16 protein-coding genes and 1 pseudogene are annotated in these 16701 nt (G+C 35.5%); 5 read left to right on the top strand and 12 right to left on the bottom strand.

The features are described 5' to 3' along the window. Nucleotides 1–408: 408 nt before the first annotated feature. The 3 genes from JFL43_RS09925 to JFL43_RS09915 form a co-directional block, all read right to left on the bottom strand. Complete coding sequence (locus JFL43_RS09925; RefSeq protein WP_200748934.1) at nt 409–2112, bottom strand: methyl-accepting chemotaxis protein; 1704 nt, start codon at nt 2110–2112, stop codon at nt 409–411. Between the two features lie 228 nt (nt 2113–2340). After that, nucleotides 2341–2601, bottom strand: a complete 261-nt coding sequence (locus tag JFL43_RS09920) for a hypothetical protein (RefSeq protein WP_200748933.1) — start codon at nt 2599–2601, stop codon at nt 2341–2343. Beyond that, nucleotides 2594–2836 (bottom strand): hypothetical protein, encoded by a 243-nt coding sequence (locus JFL43_RS09915; protein WP_200748932.1) that lies wholly within the window; start codon nt 2834–2836, stop codon nt 2594–2596. The genes JFL43_RS09920 and JFL43_RS09915 overlap by 8 nt, the downstream gene beginning before the upstream one ends. Before the next feature lie 1108 nt (nt 2837–3944). On the opposite strand from JFL43_RS09915, the gene JFL43_RS09910 reads away from it, so the two are divergent. The 5 genes from JFL43_RS09910 (at nt 3945) to JFL43_RS09890 (ending at nt 9593) form a co-directional block, all read left to right on the top strand. Next, nucleotides 3945–5594: a peptide ABC transporter substrate-binding protein gene (locus JFL43_RS09910; RefSeq protein ID WP_200748931.1), complete on the top strand. Its 1650-nt coding sequence runs from the start codon at nt 3945–3947 to the stop codon at nt 5592–5594. Nucleotides 5595–5757: 163 nt separating this feature from the next. Further along, nucleotides 5758–6687, top strand: coding sequence for an ABC transporter permease (locus tag JFL43_RS09905; RefSeq protein ID WP_200748930.1), 930 nt, complete (start codon nt 5758–5760; stop codon nt 6685–6687). Beyond that, nucleotides 6687–7616 carry an ABC transporter permease gene (locus JFL43_RS09900; RefSeq protein ID WP_200748929.1) on the top strand — a complete coding sequence of 310 codons (930 nt, stop codon included), beginning with the start codon at nt 6687–6689 and terminating at the stop codon, nt 7614–7616. The genes JFL43_RS09905 and JFL43_RS09900 overlap by 1 nt, the downstream gene beginning before the upstream one ends. 14 nt (nt 7617–7630) lie before the next feature. Beyond that, nucleotides 7631–8686, top strand: a complete 1056-nt coding sequence (locus JFL43_RS09895) for an ABC transporter ATP-binding protein (protein WP_200748928.1) — start codon at nt 7631–7633, stop codon at nt 8684–8686. Further along, entirely contained in the window at nt 8679–9593 is a 915-nt protein-coding gene (locus JFL43_RS09890; RefSeq protein WP_200748927.1) for an ABC transporter ATP-binding protein, read from the top strand. The genes JFL43_RS09895 and JFL43_RS09890 overlap by 8 nt, the downstream gene beginning before the upstream one ends. 345 nt (nt 9594–9938) lie before the next feature. On the opposite strand, the gene JFL43_RS09885 is transcribed toward JFL43_RS09890, so the two are convergent. The 9 genes and pseudogenes from JFL43_RS09885 to JFL43_RS09845 all read right to left on the bottom strand — a co-directional run bounded on the left by JFL43_RS09885 (nt 9939) and on the right by JFL43_RS09845 (nt 16610). Next, on the bottom strand, nt 9939–10076 hold the full coding sequence (locus tag JFL43_RS09885) for a hypothetical protein (protein ID WP_200748926.1): 138 nt from the start codon (nt 10074–10076) through the stop codon (nt 9939–9941). Next, nucleotides 10045–10647: a biotin transporter BioY gene (locus JFL43_RS09880; protein WP_200748925.1), complete on the bottom strand. Its 603-nt coding sequence runs from the start codon at nt 10645–10647 to the stop codon at nt 10045–10047. Before JFL43_RS09880 ends, JFL43_RS09885 begins: the two co-directional genes overlap by 32 nt. 1 nt (nt 10648) lies before the next feature. Continuing rightward, nucleotides 10649–12010 carry an adenosylmethionine--8-amino-7-oxononanoate transaminase gene (gene bioA, locus JFL43_RS09875; protein WP_200748924.1) on the bottom strand — a complete coding sequence of 454 codons (1362 nt, stop codon included), beginning with the start codon at nt 12008–12010 and terminating at the stop codon, nt 10649–10651. Then, nucleotides 12000–12680: a dethiobiotin synthase gene (gene bioD / locus JFL43_RS09870; protein WP_200748923.1), complete on the bottom strand. Its 681-nt coding sequence runs from the start codon at nt 12678–12680 to the stop codon at nt 12000–12002. The genes bioA and bioD overlap by 11 nt, the downstream gene beginning before the upstream one ends. A gap of 554 nt (nt 12681–13234) precedes the next feature. Next, on the bottom strand, nt 13235–13615 hold the full coding sequence (locus tag JFL43_RS09865) for a hypothetical protein (protein WP_200748922.1): 381 nt from the start codon (nt 13613–13615) through the stop codon (nt 13235–13237). Between the two features lie 56 nt (nt 13616–13671). Continuing rightward, complete coding sequence (locus JFL43_RS09860; RefSeq protein WP_200748921.1) at nt 13672–14337, bottom strand: hypothetical protein; 666 nt, start codon at nt 14335–14337, stop codon at nt 13672–13674. A gap of 6 nt (nt 14338–14343) precedes the next feature. After that, nucleotides 14344–14850 carry a hypothetical protein gene (locus tag JFL43_RS09855; RefSeq protein ID WP_200748920.1) on the bottom strand — a complete coding sequence of 169 codons (507 nt, stop codon included), beginning with the start codon at nt 14848–14850 and terminating at the stop codon, nt 14344–14346. After that, nucleotides 14843–15334 (bottom strand): annotated as a pseudogene (locus JFL43_RS09850) (RNA polymerase sigma factor). Before JFL43_RS09850 ends, JFL43_RS09855 begins: the two are co-directional and overlap by 8 nt. Before the next feature lie 415 nt (nt 15335–15749). Further along, nucleotides 15750–16610, bottom strand: a complete 861-nt coding sequence (locus tag JFL43_RS09845) for an alpha/beta fold hydrolase (RefSeq protein ID WP_200748919.1) — start codon at nt 16608–16610, stop codon at nt 15750–15752. Nucleotides 16611–16701 lie beyond the last annotated feature (91 nt).

The raw sequence follows: 16701 nt of genomic DNA, 5'->3' as shown, positions 1-16701 counted from the left end.
CTTGCCACTGTGCATTATTTTTTAAATAAATATCTAATTCTGGATACTAGAACAATTTGCAAAGCCTTGTGGTGGTGTGAAATGCTACTTTCCTTTAAAAGTGTTCAATAAAATTGGTTTAACTAGCTCTTGTAAATTTAAAACAGGATACGCATATGTAAATTTTGTATGACAATCATTGAATAGTTGATCGCCGTTGCCTATGATCTGAAGTAGGCGCTGGTTCATAAATCCAAAATTATAGGTTTGTTTGGAATTTTCGAACAAAACTCATTGACCTTTTCCTGTAATTTTATGAGATTACAAAAGGCTATTCGAATACTTATGAAAATACCTCTTGTCATAAAGGTCCCCTCCTTTTTTCTATCTTACAGAAAACCCCCTACGAAATGTAGAGGGTTGGCATGATTAATATTTAAATTGGTTCACTAATTGCTGTAGCTCTTCTGCCATTTTAGACATTGTTTCAGCTGATGATGTAATTTCTTCCATAGTAGCTAGTTGCTCTTCTGATGCTGAGGCAACGATTTGGGTTGTGCTTGTTGAGTTTTTCGCAATATTCAATGTATCTTCTACCGATGCATGGACATTTTGAACAGTATCGTGCATATTTGTTGCGATCGAACTCACTTCTTGAATTCTTTCTGATACTTGTTTAACGGATTGCATGATCTTCCCAAATCCTTGTTTTGTTTCTTCAACAACTAACATACCTGAAGCTGTTTCCTTGGCACCAAGCTCAATTGCTTTTACGGCTTTGTCCATCCCTTGTTGCGTTTGAGAAATCAATTCCATAATTTGCGCTGCCGAGACTTTTGATTGCTCCGCTAGCTTTCTCACCTCATCAGCAACGACGGCAAAGCCTTTTCCGTGCTCCCCAGCTCTCGCTGCTTCAATAGCAGCATTTAAAGCTAATAAATTTGTCTGCTCTGAAATGGCTTTAATGACTTCTACAATATTACCAATTTCTTTTGATTGCTTGCCTAATTGATCTATGGATACGGCAGCATTTGTTGTAGCATTATTTATTACATCCATTTGGTTAATCACTTTTTGCAAAGAATCATTTCCATTTTGTGCTTCTTTACTCGTTTCTTTCGCAACATTTGAAACTGTAGTTGATTGGTCGACGACTTGTTGTAAATTGATACGAACTGCTTCAATTGCCTGAAAGCTTAAATGAGCTCCGCTTTCTTGGATTTCAGCGCCATCTGCAATTTCATGAATCGATTGCGCAATTTGGCCTGTCGCATCAGTTGTTTGTTCAGCATTTGCAGATAGTTCTTCTGAAGCTGAGGCAACATGTACTGCTGAATCCCCAACTTGCTGCATCATTTTACGTAAGCTCCCTAGCATTTGATTAAAGGATTGCGCTAATTCACCTGTTTCATCATGCGTAGTGATGGCAAGTTCCTGCGTTAAATCACCCTCACCTTGCGCAATGTTTTTTAACTGGAGATTGATTTTAGCGATTGGTTTCACAAGTGCACGCGTTAATAAAATACTGCCAATTATAGCAATGGATCCACCTATTAGTAAAGCTAATATTATTTTTGTTAAAACGTCCATAGTAATTTCATCAATCTTCGTAAGAGGTTCCCCTGCAGACCACATCCCAATGATTTCACCGGAGGTATCCTTTAAAGGTTTATAGATTGTTACGTAGCTTGTTCCTACTACATCTGCTACTCCTATATAGGTATTTCCCTTTTCGAGTACTTGATCGATGACAGTTTTAGAGGCTTGTGTGCCAACTGAACGTTTTCCGTCTACTTGTACATTTGTTGCAATACGAGTATCTCCCTTAAATATCGTTACTACACCACTCATAGTTTTGCCTATTTCATCAACTAATTCAGTTTCGTTCGTAAAATTATGTTCCCCCTTATACAGCTCGCCATCTTTTACTGCCCAATCTCCTTTGAAACGATCGTTTACAACGGTCGCCCCCATTACAGATGCCTCAGTTACCTGGTCTTCAAATGTTACCATCAACGACTGTTCAATTTGCCATTTCGCTACGATTGTTATGAGGATACATAAAAATACAATTACGCCCACTTGCAAAGTAGTAAATTTCATACCAATTTTAATATGTTTTAACTTATTCAAAAAATAGCCTCTCCCATCATCTCAAATCATTTTTATCTTTATTGCAAAATTATGATAAATGTCGTGATTAATTTCATAAAAATTCTATTTATTTAGATAATTATATATAATATAGTATACGGGAGATAAATAATAGTAGTTACCAAAAATTTCATTAAAAAGACAAAAAAACCTATTCTCCTCTTTATAAAAGAAGGAGATAGGTTTTTAAGGTTAAATGATTATACTTTAAACCTTTATATCAACGCTTGGAGCTCTAATACTAGCCACTTCGTTCTTGCACGACACTATTAATTTCATATAATGTCGCATTTTGTCTTCAATAGTATCTGGAATGTTGATCCTATAAGCTGCTGCAATTTTAGCATTCGTAGCGAATTCTGTTACAGCAACTGTTATCTTGCTTATAATTGTTCTTAAAATGGTTGAAAAACTGCAAAACCTTCCTATATAAATGGTGTTTTCAGAATCAAAACCCTCCTTATTCATTAAATTCGCCCAGTTGATATTTATCCAATAAATAGTCTTTTAAAAATTCTCTACAGTCATTAGATAGCTCACTTTTTGTTGGATGAATGATATCACCATATGGCATCTCTCCTACAAAACGTACCATACCTTCATATTCATTATTATTATCACCGTCAAAACCAGAAAATTTTACAAAGCAAGTTTGCGGTCCATTATGTATAAAATCTATAATCACTACTTTATGATTAGTCATATTACTACCTCCTATCACTTCATTTTAAGAAATGGTTAATTGCGAGTATTATGAGCACTTAACCATTTCTAGTTAATACCCTAGTTCTTAGTTCCTTTATTATACTTTCTTACATTTTGAATTTCCCTAACACAAAATACAATTAAAAAAATGCAAGCAACGATAAAAACTATAGTCTTAGGTGAAAATCCATGATCCAAAACTAGCGCTCGATAAAGGAATATCGACAAATTGACGAAGCCTGCTAGTAAAAATAAAATGGGAGTAAGTAATTTCGACAAAATAGTCATCTCCTATTTAGATTTTTATTTAGAAGCAATTAATGCATTTTCTTCTTCTTTTATAACATCTTGAATATAATTCCATTTTTCAATTTACCTGTTTCCAAGAATAGCAAAAATAATGATAATGGACCACATCTCTTTAATTCATCATTAGGCGTGTTGATTAACCAATTTCAACCATTACTATTAAAGTGGTAGGTTGATTTCCGCTACGGGATGCTCGCTTTCCGCGGGCAAGCACCGAGCCGCTTCCCGCAGGAGTCGAGCACCCTCCGCTACAATCAACTAAAAAATGTAGTAACATACGTTAGTATTGAACAAAAAAATTTTTTTAACGGTAAATAACAACCTAATACTCCCCTAATCAACACACCTGATTCATCATATCAAATTAGCATATTATCGGAAATATAAAATAACATTCACTTAACTCATAACTAATTGACTACATTCATATACTAATTATAGATCATTTCACAAAAAAACACCTATTAAAGTAACGAAAACAAGATGAAATAAGCTGTTACTTTAGACTTATTTTTTGAATATAAATAATTTTCTATTAATGACGTAAATTAAAAATCGTTTAAGTCTTATTTCAAATTTATATGATTAACATTCCCTTTCTTAAAAAAAAGATAAAAATTTATTATATTTCTACTTCACTATACTAGTGTATTGAATTAAACATAATTGTTATTTAATAGTATGATATCTATGAAAATATATTTATGTAATTTATTTGTTTATCTAACATTATTTTTTTGTTATATTGAAAGTGAGCTTCTCACAAAGGCTTATTACTAAAAACAAGGGGGATTTAAATGACTAAAAAGAAGAATTATTTATTGTTAACTTTTTTGGCAATGATTTCTTTGGTGCTAGCTGCTTGTAACTTCGGTGGCGAAACTTCTAAGGATGACGACAAAGGAAAAGATGGCGGAGACAAAGCTAAAACAAAAGAATTAAATTTGGTGATTCCTTCAGAGCCACCTTCAATGAATCCACAGTTAGTTACAGATAGTACTTCTGGTGCACTAATAACAAGTGTTTTTGAAGGACTAACTCGTCTGAACAAAGAAGCTAAAGCAGAAAATGCAATGGCAGAAGATATTAAAATTAGTAAAAATAAATTGACTTACACATTTAGATTACGTGATGCAAAATGGACAAATGGTGATCCAGTCGTTGCAGGCGATTTCGAATATGCTTGGAAATTCGCACTAAATCCAGACAATGCTTCTGAATATGCTACTCAACTTTACTATGTTAAAGGCGGCGAAGCTTATAACAAAGGCAAAGGTTCTGCTGATGATGTTGCGGTAAAAGCAGTAGATGAAAAAACGTTAGAAGTTACTTTAGAAAACCCAACACCTTACTTCCTTGAATTAACATCATTCTATACTTATATGCCTGTTAACCAAAAAGTAGCTGAAGCAAACAAAGATTGGTCCACTGAAGCTGGTAAGGATTATGTAACAAACGGACCATTTACTTTTGATGATTGGAAACACGATACTTCAGTCACATTAAAGAAAAACGCTGACTACTGGGATGCAGCCACTGTAAAACTTGACCAAGTTAATATCAGCATGGTTGAAAAAGAAGCTGTAGCTGTACAAAAATTTAAAGCTGGAGAAATTGATTATTTAGGTCCTCCTTATCAAAACGTTGCGCTTGATTCAATTGATGAATTTAAAAAGAATAATACACTGAATATTATGGATGTCTCATCAGTTTATTGGTATAAGTTAAACACAAAAGGTAAATTTACTAAGAACGCTAACATTCGTAAAGCATTAACATTAGCAATGAATCGTCAAGATTTAATTGACAACGTAACAAAAGGTGAACAAAAACCTGCTCTTGGCATGATTCCAGGTGCGATTGCTGGTTTTGAAGAGGATCGTGGTTACTACAAAGACAATGATATGGAAGGTGCAAAAGCTGCACTTGAAGCGGGTATGAAAGAACTTGGTATTAAAAATGCATCTGATATCAAAATCGCAATTTCTATGAATACTAGTGAAGCACATGCCGCTGTTGCACAATTCATTCAAGAAGGTTGGCATAAAAACTTAGGTATCAATGTAACAATTGATAATGCAGAGTGGCAAGTATATCTAGATAAATTATCAAAATTAGATTATGACGTAGGACGTCTGGGATGGAATGCTGACTATAGAGATCCTTACACTTTCCTTGAAATGTTCTCAACTGCCGATAACGGCAACAATGATACTGGATGGGAAAATGCAGACTATAAAGCACTTATGAAAAAATCGGTTGCTGAAACAGATTATGAAAAACGTGTTGACATATTAAAAGAAGCTGAAGGAATTGCTATGAAAGAATTCCCTGTTGCACCAATCTATTACTACACAAACTTATCTGTTAAAAAAGAATCGGTAAAAGATATGGGTCCTGACCCGATTGCTAACGTACAGCTTAAATGGGTAGATATTACTAAATAATATTATTGCAGAACTAGCTGTATAAACAATAACGTTTATTAAAGTTTGACATTATTACTAACAGCAAAGAGCTGCCTCATTGCCGTTCATTCGGTTTATGGGACAGCTTTTTTTAGACTTTTTAACCTGTTTGTCAATCGACAACTTAAAGGAGGATGTTCATGTGATTAACTATATTGTGAAAAGGCTAATGTATATTGTACTTGCCCTTTTCGTTATTATAACAGCCACTTTTTTCTTAATGAGAATGGCACCTGGTAGCCCATTTGCGAGTGAACGTAATTTCCCACCGCAAATTGAAGAACGTTTAAATGAGAAATATGGTTTAGATAACCCATGGTATATTCAATATAAGGATTATTTAATCGATTCTGTAACTTTTGATTTTGGAGAGTCCATGAAATATAAGTCACGTTCTACAAATGATATGATTTTAGAAGGCTTCCCAATCTCTTTAACTTTAGGTATTCAAGCAATGCTTATAGCTATAGGTCTAGGTATACTCCTAGGTGTCATTTCTGCACTATACCACAATCGTTTTCCGGATTATTTATCCACCACAATTGCTGTCCTTGGTATTTCAGTTCCTTCCTTTATTTTAGCAGGTTTAATGCAATATTTATTAGCATATAAACTCGGCTTATTCCCTATAAGTGGATGGAAAGGATTTATCTATAGTATTTTGCCTGCCCTTGCCATTGCCATGTCGCATATGGGTTTTATCGCTAAACTAACACGCTCCAGTATGCTAGAGCAAAACAACAGTGATTACGTTAAAATGGCTCGAGCGAAAGGAATTGGAAAATGGACAATCGTTTTCCGTCATACTTTGCGTAATGCCCTTTTACCAGTCGTTACATATCTTGGACCTTTAACTGCTGGTGTTGTAACTGGTAGTTTTATCGTAGAACAAATTTTTGCAATCCCAGGACTTGGTAAACATTTCGTACAAAGTATTACGAACCGTGACTACACAGTCATTATGGGTACAACGGTGTTCTATTCTATCATTCTTCTATTTGCTGTATTTATCGTAGATATTTTATACGGCATTATCGATCCGCGTATTAAGCTGAGAGGAGCGAAAAAATAATGTCACAACAACAATTTGAAAAAATAGATAAAGAAATGTTTGAGATTGTCGGAGGAAAACATGAAGAAACGGAAAAGCTTGCAGATAAATCCGTATCCTTTTGGAAAGAAGTTTTTTTACGATTTTCTCAAAATAAATTAGCAATTTTCGGCTTAATTGCACTAGTCATCATCATACTGATGGCCACTTTCGTACCTATGTTTTCACAATTTAGTTATCGTGAACAACTAGGTTTATATAACACTCCCCCTTCATCTACACATTGGTTTGGTACGGATGATTTAGGACGAGATGTATTCGTTCGTGTATGGGCAGGCGCACGTATTTCTCTATTCATCGGAATTACTGCTGCGGTCATTGATCTAATTATCGGTGTGCTATGGGGTAGTATTTCAGGCCTTGCAGGTGGACGTGTCGATAATATTATGATGCGTATCGCTGACGTATTAACAGCTGTGCCGTACTTATTAGTTGTAATCGTGCTATTAGTTGTTTTACAGCCTGGCTTAGTACCAATGATTATCGCGCTATCGATTACTGGTTGGATTAACATGGCCCGTATCGTACGTGGTGAAGTATTATCCATCAAAAATCAGGAATACGTACTAGCTGCCAGAACTTTAGGTGCCAATACAAAACATTTAATTATTAAACATTTAATCCCAAACGCATTAGGCGCTATTTTAGTAACAATGACTTTAACGATTCCAACAGCCATCTTTACAGAATCATTCTTAAGTTATTTAGGCTTAGGTGTTCCTGCTCCAACAGCAAGCTGGGGAACGATGGCATCTGAAGGTAATAATGCAATCACAAATGCGCCTTGGCGACTATTTTTCCCAGCAATATTCATTTCATTAACCATCTTCGCATTTAATGCAGTTGGTGATGGTTTGCGTGACGCACTAGATCCAAAATTACGGAAATAAGGAGGGTGTCAAGAATGAGTGATACGATTTTACAAGTACAAGATTTAAGAATCAACTTTAAAACGTATGCGGGCATTGTACAAGCCGTGCGCGGTGTCAATTTTGAATTAAAAGCAGGAGAAACACTTGCGATTGTAGGAGAATCTGGTTCCGGTAAGAGTGTTACGAGTAACGCGCTAATGAAGCTGATTCCACAGCCTCCTGGCATATATGAATCTGGTAAAATCCTATTTAATGGTCGTGATCTAATCCCCCTTTCGGATAAACAAATGTCAAAAGTACGTGGCAATGAGATCGCGATGATTTTCCAAGATCCAATGACTTCTTTAAATCCAACGATGCGAATTGGTAGACAGATTACGGAAGTTATTTTACAACATAAGAAAATTTCACGCTCTGAAGCAAAAAAGCGAGCTATTGAATTACTAACACAAGTAGGTATTCCTATGCCAGAAAAACGTTATAAACAGTATCCACATGAATTTTCAGGCGGCATGCGTCAACGTGTTGTAATTGCGATTGCATTAGCAGCAGATCCGAAATTATTAATCGCCGATGAACCAACAACTGCTCTTGATGTAACGATTCAAGCACAAATTTTGGAACTTATGAAGGAAATTCAAAAAACAAGCAATACATCAATCATCTTCATTACCCATGATCTAGGTGTTGTAGCGAATGTCGCAGACCGTGTTGCCGTTATGTATGCAGGTCAAATCGTTGAATACGGGACAGTGAATGAAATTTTCTACAATCCAAAGCATCCGTACACTTGGGGTTTACTTGGCTCAATGCCAGATATTGATAGTAATTCAGATGAATTATTACGTACGATTCCAGGGTCACCACCAGATTTAATCCATCCGCCAAAAGGCGACGCATTTGCAGCACGAAATGAATTTGCACTAGCAATTGATTATGAAAAAGAACCACCAATGTTCCAAATAAGTGAAACGCATTTTGCAAAAACGTGGTTATTGCATCCCGATGCACCTAAAATTCCAATTCCTGAAGCCGTATCAAAGCGTATTGAAGGTTATTTGGCAAAGGAGGATCAATTGAATGTCTAAAAAGCTACTCGAAATCAAAAACTTAACACAACACTTTGGCTCATCGAATAACCCAATTAAAGCTGTTGACGGTATTAGCTTCGACATTTATGAAGGTGAAACACTTGGACTTGTTGGAGAATCAGGCTGTGGAAAATCAACAACAGGACGCTCTATCATTCGCCTCTATGATATAACAGGCGGCGAAGTTATCTTTGATGGCAAAGATGTACATGGCAAAAAATCTGCGAAAGAATTGAAGCAATTCAATCGTGAAATGCAAATGATTTTCCAAGATCCATACGCCTCTCTTAACCCGCGTATGACAGCTGGGGAAATTATTAGTGAAAGCTTTGATATTCATGGTCTTTACAAAAACAAAAAAGAGCGTCGTGAAAAAGTAGCCTCATTACTAGAAGCTGTTGGTCTAAATAAAGAGCATGCAAATCGCTATGCACATGAATTTTCAGGCGGACAACGACAACGTATTGGTATTGCACGTGCGCTAAGCTTAAATCCAAGCTTTATCATTGCTGACGAACCAATTTCAGCACTTGACGTATCGATTCAAGCACAAGTTGTAAACTTATTAAAACAGCTACAAAAAGAACATAACTTAACATATCTATTCATCGCTCATGATCTTTCAATGGTGAAATATATAAGTGATCGTATTGCCGTTATGTACAGTGGGAAAATCGTTGAAATTGGATTAGCAGATGATATTTATCATTCTCCTGTCCACCCATATACGAAATCCTTACTCTCGGCTATTCCATTACCGGATCCATTATCAGAATCGAGACGTACGAGAATTCCTTATGTACATGAAGAAGTAGATGAAAGCGCTTCATTCCATGAAGTTTCTGACAAACACTTCGTTTACGGTACGGTAGCAACAGTTCAGAAATGGAAAGATACCGAATAATCATTAGAGGATATTCAATCTCGTAGCATTTAAAGTTATGATTTATTAATCGATATCTGGTATTATTTCACTTTACTGGACAAGGTGAGAAAACTATACGCAAATCCTCTAAAAATGGTATGGCCAAATTACGAATATAGGCCATACCATTTTTGATATTATGTGCACAAATTTTTAATGACTTACTACTAAGTTTTACTTACTATTGACCTTCAGTTGTTTAATAGTCTCTCACGAAAATACTATTCGCTGCATATACCCCTAATGGTTGAAGATAGCCAAGATCCTCTGGACAATAACAACTTTGTTCATTCATAATCATATTTAACTTCACTTTTTTCCGTATTAAAGTTTACGGATTGTAAATGCATTGTGAAGTAATGGGAGAAGTTCAACATGTTCAATCATTAATATAGCCATTGCTTCTTCATTTGTTAATTCTTTATCTTTACTAACTTCTTGAGCTAGTGTTTGCAAGTCCATTTTGTTTTTCACTTTTCGTTGCAAGCATTTTTTTCACTATCGGATATAGACGGATAGCTAATAAACTTGTAAAAATAGCAAGCGCAAAGTCAACACCCACTGTACTAAAAAATCCGGCTACGAGCACATGTGATACGCTAGTTGGTACATCCATCCAAAGATTCAATGCCATATAAAGATATGGTACACCTACAGCATAAATCACAACAGTACCAACTAAATTCGCCTTTATAAAATCTTTACGTGTAGGTTGTTCCACTCGTTCAATTATGCAACCAATCACATATGCACCTGCAGCAAAGCCAATTAAATAACCAAACGTCGGCTTTAATACATACATAAAACCACCACCTTCTGCAAAGACGGGTAGCCCAGCTAGACCAACGAGAACATAAACTAATTGACTCTGTAAACCTCGCTTACTCCCTAACAATGAACCTGCTAAAAACACAACAATAATTTGCAGAGTAAAGGGTACAACGGGTAGTGGAATTTTAATAAAAGCGCCAATTGCGGTCAACGCAGCAAAAATTGATACGAGTGAAAGAGAAAAAATACGTGCATTTTTCAATTTACTTACCTCTTTCCTTGAAAAATTGAGTTATTACTTCTTTAGTTGTGTCAACCATCCATGTCATTTCATCTTCGGAAATGACGTATGGTGGCATAAAGTAAATAATGTTACCAAGTGGGCGTATAAGGAGACCTTTTTCAAGTGCACGTTGATAAATTTGATAACCGATACGCTCTTCACTTTGGAAAGGTGCCTTCGTCTTTTTATCAGCTACCAATTCGATTGCGCCAACAAATCCAGTTTGACGGTATTCACCTACATAAGGTAAATGGGCAAATGCCTCATGAGCTAGCTCTTTCAATATTTTTTGTTTAGATTCCAACTGAACCAAAACCTGTTCATCCTCAAATATATCTAATACTTCCTCAGCGACCCGAATGGCAAGTGGGTTGCCCGAATAACTATGCGAATGTAAGAAAGCTTTCATCGTACCGTAATCATCATAAAAAGCGTTATATACCTCATTTGTAGTTAATACAGCGGAGAGCGGTAAATACCCACCCGTAATTCCTTTTGATAAACATAAAAAGTCTGGTGTAATACCGGCTTGTTCACAAGCAAATAAAGTACCTGTACGACCGAAACCAACTGCCACTTCATCTGCAATAAAATGAACATCATATTCATCGCATAATGCTCTTAATTTTTTTATGTACACAGGGGGATACATCTTCATACCTGCTGCCGCTTGAATTAATGGCTCAATAATAGCAGCTGAAATTGTATCTGCATGTTCTTTCAATTGTTCTTCCACATATTGTGTGCACGAGGCGTTACAAGTCTCTGGTGACTCCTCAAAAGGACAGCGGAAGCAATCAGGTCCCTGTGCACGTACAACATTAAGTAAAAGAGGAGCATATACTTCGTTGTATAAATCGACACCTCCAACAGACAGTGCACCTAGTGTTTCGCCATGGTATGCACCTGTTAATGCTAAAAAGCGTTTTTTCTTTGGCTGACCGGTTTGAGCTCGATACTGAAAGCTCATTTTTAAAGCGACTTCAATTGCTGAGGAGCCGTTATCGGCAAAGAATACTTTTTCCAAACCTTCTGGTGTTAACGCAACGAGTTTTTTTGCCAGGTAAATTGCAGGCTTATGTGTAAAGTTTGAAAAAATCACGTGTTCCAGTTTTTGAGCTTGCTCAGCTAAAGCATTGCTGAGACGCGGATTTGTATGACCAAATAAATTGACCCACCATGAAGAAACAGCATCTAAATAACGCTTGCCTTGCTCGTCATACAACCACACCCCCTCACCACGCTCTATAATAATCGGTGGAAAGGATTCATAGTCTTTCATTTGTGAACAAGGATGCCAAATATGTTCAAGGTCAAGGGATTGAAGTTCTTCATACGTCACATGTCATCAACCTTTCTATAATTGATTCATGATCGAAGCTTTCAATCGTACGATTCGCCTCAATGACCAAAGTTGGCACAGAAGTAAAGCGGCGTATTGTATCAATATTATTTTGTTCTAACGCATTCTGTTGGAATTGGTTAAACACGATACCAAGTAATTCAATGTTTTGAGTTTTTAATGCCTCTACAGACAACAATGTATGATTGATTGTACCAAGCTTCGTATTCGCTACGAGTATTACTGGTAAACCAGATTGCTTGATGACATCTAGCAATATCAAAGTAGTATCCGAATGAAGTGGAACATATAGTCCCCCTGCCCCTTCGCAAATAATCGTGTCATATTGTTGCTTTAATGATTCAATAGCTTTTTGTAGTCTATCTTCTTGTATGGTTTCTCCTTCAAGCTCTGCTGCATAATGTGGGGAGGCAGGCGTGGGGAAAGAATATGTATTAAGTGACTCTTTTATTAAAGGTTTCAAGCTGTACTGTAAATAGCTTGTTGTATCATGATAATATTTGACATCTTCATCCTCCACTTCGCCCGTTTGTACAGGTTTGTATGGCATTACGTTATCTCCTTTCTTTTGTAGCTGACGCATGAATATTGTTGTGATAAACGTTTTCCCAACATCTGTGTCCGTACCCACTACCCAAAAATGTTGCATGTATTGTCCCCCATTTACTATATTTTCAAAAATAGGTTAACCTACAGTTATTTGTGTTAACTATATTTTTAAAAAGGTTAACACAAATATTCTTTTACGTAAATATGTTAATTAAATAATTTCGAAAATCCTACATCAACATCTCTCCAATAGGGGTCTTTTAAGGCCTTTATCATCGATAACCCATCGTTTATTATGCAAGTCTAAATTGGCAATTCATTATACAAAAACAAGCATTCTCGCCCTAAATGTAACGCTTTAGTTCAAGAAACAGGGATAATTCCCACCAACAGAAGGCGCTAGAATAAAATTATCGATTTGATTAAAGACGCTTTCTTTCTAAAACTTTGTACAAAACTATAGGAAAATATGAAATCCTACAATCACAAAAGAAAAAAAGCAAACTAAAAAGACTGAGCCTTATACAATATAAGGCTCAGTCCTTTAGTTACTTAATACAGTTGGCTAACTTTTTGGTCCACTTTATGCGTATACTTATCTCTAGATTCCAATCTACAGGCCAGTTCAAAGAAACGGTGGTTTTCAACTATTTTTCACTTTTCTACTCCAGCTGTTTCCTGCTTTACTTTTCGCCATTTTGAACGTAATTCCCAAATCGTAATAGCCGCTACAAGCAAAACAAAGCCATTATTAAAGCTAATACCGCTTGATGATTTCCCACCAAGTAGCTGCATTACTATGATAGCTACTACTAAATAACCTGTTAAAAACGCATGCCATTTAAAATCATCCAATGCATTTGTTTTCTGTTTTCCAATCGGTAAAAAGCTAATCAGTATTAACACTAAAGTAAGTAATATAATAACTTTTTTAGGTATAACTGTAAATATCGGTAGCTGCGAGAAAAAATCCATTACGAATAATATCGTAAATCCGCATAAAATAACAATTTGTTTCGGTTTCAAAAATGACATGAAGGCTAACTCCTAGTTTTCTTCTAGTATATCAAAGTGGCGTGATTGAAAGTGTACTAATTCTCTTTATACGTAAACTTTTCAATATCTCGAAGCATGAAATTCATAATATCTTGAGGAACCTCATTTGGATTTGTTGAATCTGAAGGATCTCCATATCCCCAGTAGTGTACATTTTTCTCACCTTTCACTTTAACATTTACGAAGCCTTCAGAATTGCTATTTGAAGGGAAAGAATGCTTATCGTATGTCAATTCACCGGTATAATAAATAAATGTATGTTCATCCATATTTAAGAAAAATACGGGTGTTTTGATATTTCGAAACGTCTTTTTCCATTTCTTCTGAGACAATTCATTAAAATACTGATCCGTTATATAGAAAGCATCATAGGCCGTTTTTGCATTGTTTAGTTCATCTGCTTCTACATTTGTAAATGTCACTTGATTATAGGTTCGTTCTAGATTCTCTCCGATGATAGCTATGTTTAATTTGCGCCCATCATATGCCCTTGTGTAAAAAGCATTGCGACTTGGTATTGCTTTTCCACTGCCATTTTGATCAATAAATCGCACCTTCTTCTCTTCACTCTCACTAAGCCCGTACCAGAGGCGCTCACCATTTGGCGTATCAATGATTGTAGCTTGCTTTTGGTCAATCGTTACATTTGAAATGCGATCATCAGTTAAATGACCAAATGTAATAAAAGGTTCTTTATCCATTGCAATCTAGAAATTTACTGTGTCATCATCCGCTAACATTGCATATTGCCTTTTCCACTGCTTTTTACCTTTCTCAAAATAGCCAAGAAAATACACAGTTTTATCCAATTTATTGAGTTCATTGCGTTCTCCTGTACTTTTTAAATGCCTACTATATAAGACAATGACATCTCCATTTTTCATCGTTTCTGTATCCATTTTTAAAATTGTATTTTTCACCTTAATAGAACGATCAATGCCCGCGTTATCCTTTTTCAATTGCTCTTCAAAAAACTGTTCAAACTCAGCTCGATTAAAAGCACTATTGTCACTTTGGTGCTTTGTCCATTCCGTTATAGCTAAAAAGCATAATACTATGATAAACGTTGTTAATATAACGGGATACTTCCACTGCATACGCTTTTTCGTCGGTTGCTGTTCTTTTGCAGCTAGGAGTATTTTCTTCTTTAAATTCGAGTGAAATCGTGGCTTCTCCCCTATTGAACGATCCACCTCTTTTTTCATCTTATTCACTTAACAGCACCTCCCAACTTTGCTGTGTTAACTGTTCTCGTAGTCGCTTTTTTGCTCTTTGCAGTCTGGTCTTTACCGTATTCTCTGAGCAGTTTAAAATCATCGCAATTTCTGTAATCTTATATTCTTGATAAAAGTATAGGATAATGACTTCTCGATATTTAACGGGTTACTTAAATAAATTCTGTAATAGCTCACTTTTTTCATCGGCCAATAATATGACTTTTTCTGGTGAGTAATCTGTTGATCCTACATGTATTTTCTGAAATAAATAGGCCTTTTTATTTTTCCAACTTCGTAAATAGTCATGGCATTTATTAACCGTAATTTTCACTAGATAGGTTTTCAACGATGCTCGATATTCAAATTGATTTTGCTTTTGATAATATGTTAGAAAAACATCTTGAATGATTTCCTCAGCAGTAGCCCAATCTTTAACATATAAATAAGCGACACGCATGCAGTATTCACCGTGTTCTTCCATTACCTCTTCTAAATTCTCAATAACAGCAGCCTCCTTTCTCTCATTTACCCTACAGACGGATATAATTTTATAATAGTTTCACTTTTTCGTAATTCATAAAAAAAATCCGATACAAATTAATGAATGCGGCTCATTAGTCACTTTTATGTAAAAGTGCACTGTAATGATATTAAAACTAATAAATTTGGATGATCGATTAGGCAAAACGACAAATAGGGTTCATTTTAGGTGTTTGACTTAATCATTGATTATCTCAATTGGATCGACTGATGAATAGACCATCACTCTGTATTTGCTGCCACTTTGCATTGGTTAGAACATTAAAACCCCTCTAAGATGTGCTTAGAGGGGTTCAAAATCAATATTTAAACAAAGGAGCTACAAGCTCAAAACCTGTTCCTCATACTAGGCTTTTTCATTTTTCCTTCTTACTCAATAATTCCTGATCTTTAAATTGTTCTATTTCATCTACCCTATTAAGCCACTCACTAACGAGAGAATTATGTAATTCCTCTTGTTCTATTTGTAAATTATGTCCCGCTCTATCAAGTACAGCAAAAGTTGCTCTTGTAAAATTCCTTAAAATGTTCCACGCATCTTCATACCCTACAATTGAATCTTGTCTTCCTAACAATAGAAGAACTGGTTTAGTAAAATTTCTACCTAGTTTATCCACATCAAATGAAAACCCGTATCCATTTTCTTTAAATCTTTCTAAAAATATATTATCAGCTAATTTAATACCCGCTACTATTTCGTTTTTATATCGTTCATAAATATGTTTGCTTTGAACCACCGCCATTGAACTAAAGTCTTCTACTTCTTCTGGTGTTAGGCCATGTAGTAACTCCTGATCATTTATTAAAACAATAGGTTCTGGAACAGTTCGCTTATTATAATCTGCTATTATAACTGGGCAAGTTAATAAAAGGCCTTCTACCCTATCAGCCATCTTGTAGATTATACCTCTTGACAAATAGCCACCATATGACTCACCTACAAGTATGAAATTCTCATCTGGAATTATCTTATTAATAAACTCAATTATAATGTCAAGCATCGCATCAGCATTAATAATCCCTTCTGCACTCTCTGACTTTCCCATGCCTGGTAAATCGATATATATCCTTCTATAACCATCTCTACTTCTAAAAATAGGTTCCATACATCCGATCATTAATCTGTGATCTGGAGAAAAACCATGTAACATTATAATGGGCTTCCCCTCTCCTATTTCTTCATAATTGATAGAGATATTATTTATCTTACATTCCATTCTTTTTCCTCCTCTTATTCAAGCACACATTTTTTTAACCAGATTAAGTAAGCTTCAAATTTCAATGTTTGGATGAGTATGAAATTTAGAA

It is taken from the genome of Viridibacillus soli, assembly GCF_016612995.1.
Classification (GTDB): domain Bacteria; phylum Bacillota; class Bacilli; order Bacillales_A; family Planococcaceae; genus Viridibacillus; species Viridibacillus soli.
The sequence above is the reverse complement of the archived record's forward strand: the minus strand, read 5'-3'. Positions and strand labels throughout refer to the sequence as shown.

Bases quoted from the DNA above. Each gene is read 5' to 3' on its own strand.
- JFL43_RS09920 (WP_200748933.1), bottom strand. From the start codon at position 2,601: ATGAATAAGGAGGGTTTTGATTCTGAAAACACCATTTATATAGGAAGG.
- JFL43_RS09915 (WP_200748932.1), bottom strand. From the start codon at position 2,836: ATGACTAATCATAAAGTAGTGATTATAGATTTTATACATAATGGACCG.
- JFL43_RS09910 (WP_200748931.1), top strand. From the start codon at position 3,945: ATGACTAAAAAGAAGAATTATTTATTGTTAACTTTTTTGGCAATGATT.
- JFL43_RS09900 (WP_200748929.1), top strand. From the start codon at position 6,687: ATGTCACAACAACAATTTGAAAAAATAGATAAAGAAATGTTTGAGATT.
- JFL43_RS09895 (WP_200748928.1), top strand. From the start codon at position 7,631: ATGAGTGATACGATTTTACAAGTACAAGATTTAAGAATCAACTTTAAA.
- JFL43_RS09890 (WP_200748927.1), top strand. From the start codon at position 8,679: ATGTCTAAAAAGCTACTCGAAATCAAAAACTTAACACAACACTTTGGC.
- JFL43_RS09885 (WP_200748926.1), bottom strand. From the start codon at position 10,076: ATGGACTTGCAAACACTAGCTCAAGAAGTTAGTAAAGATAAAGAATTA.
- bioD (WP_200748923.1), bottom strand. From the start codon at position 12,680: ATGCAACATTTTTGGGTAGTGGGTACGGACACAGATGTTGGGAAAACG.
- JFL43_RS09865 (WP_200748922.1), bottom strand. From the start codon at position 13,615: ATGTCATTTTTGAAACCGAAACAAATTGTTATTTTATGCGGATTTACG.
- JFL43_RS09860 (WP_200748921.1), bottom strand. From the start codon at position 14,337: ATGGATAAAGAACCTTTTATTACATTTGGTCATTTAACTGATGATCGC.
- JFL43_RS09845 (WP_200748919.1), bottom strand. From the start codon at position 16,610: ATGGAATGTAAGATAAATAATATCTCTATCAATTATGAAGAAATAGGA.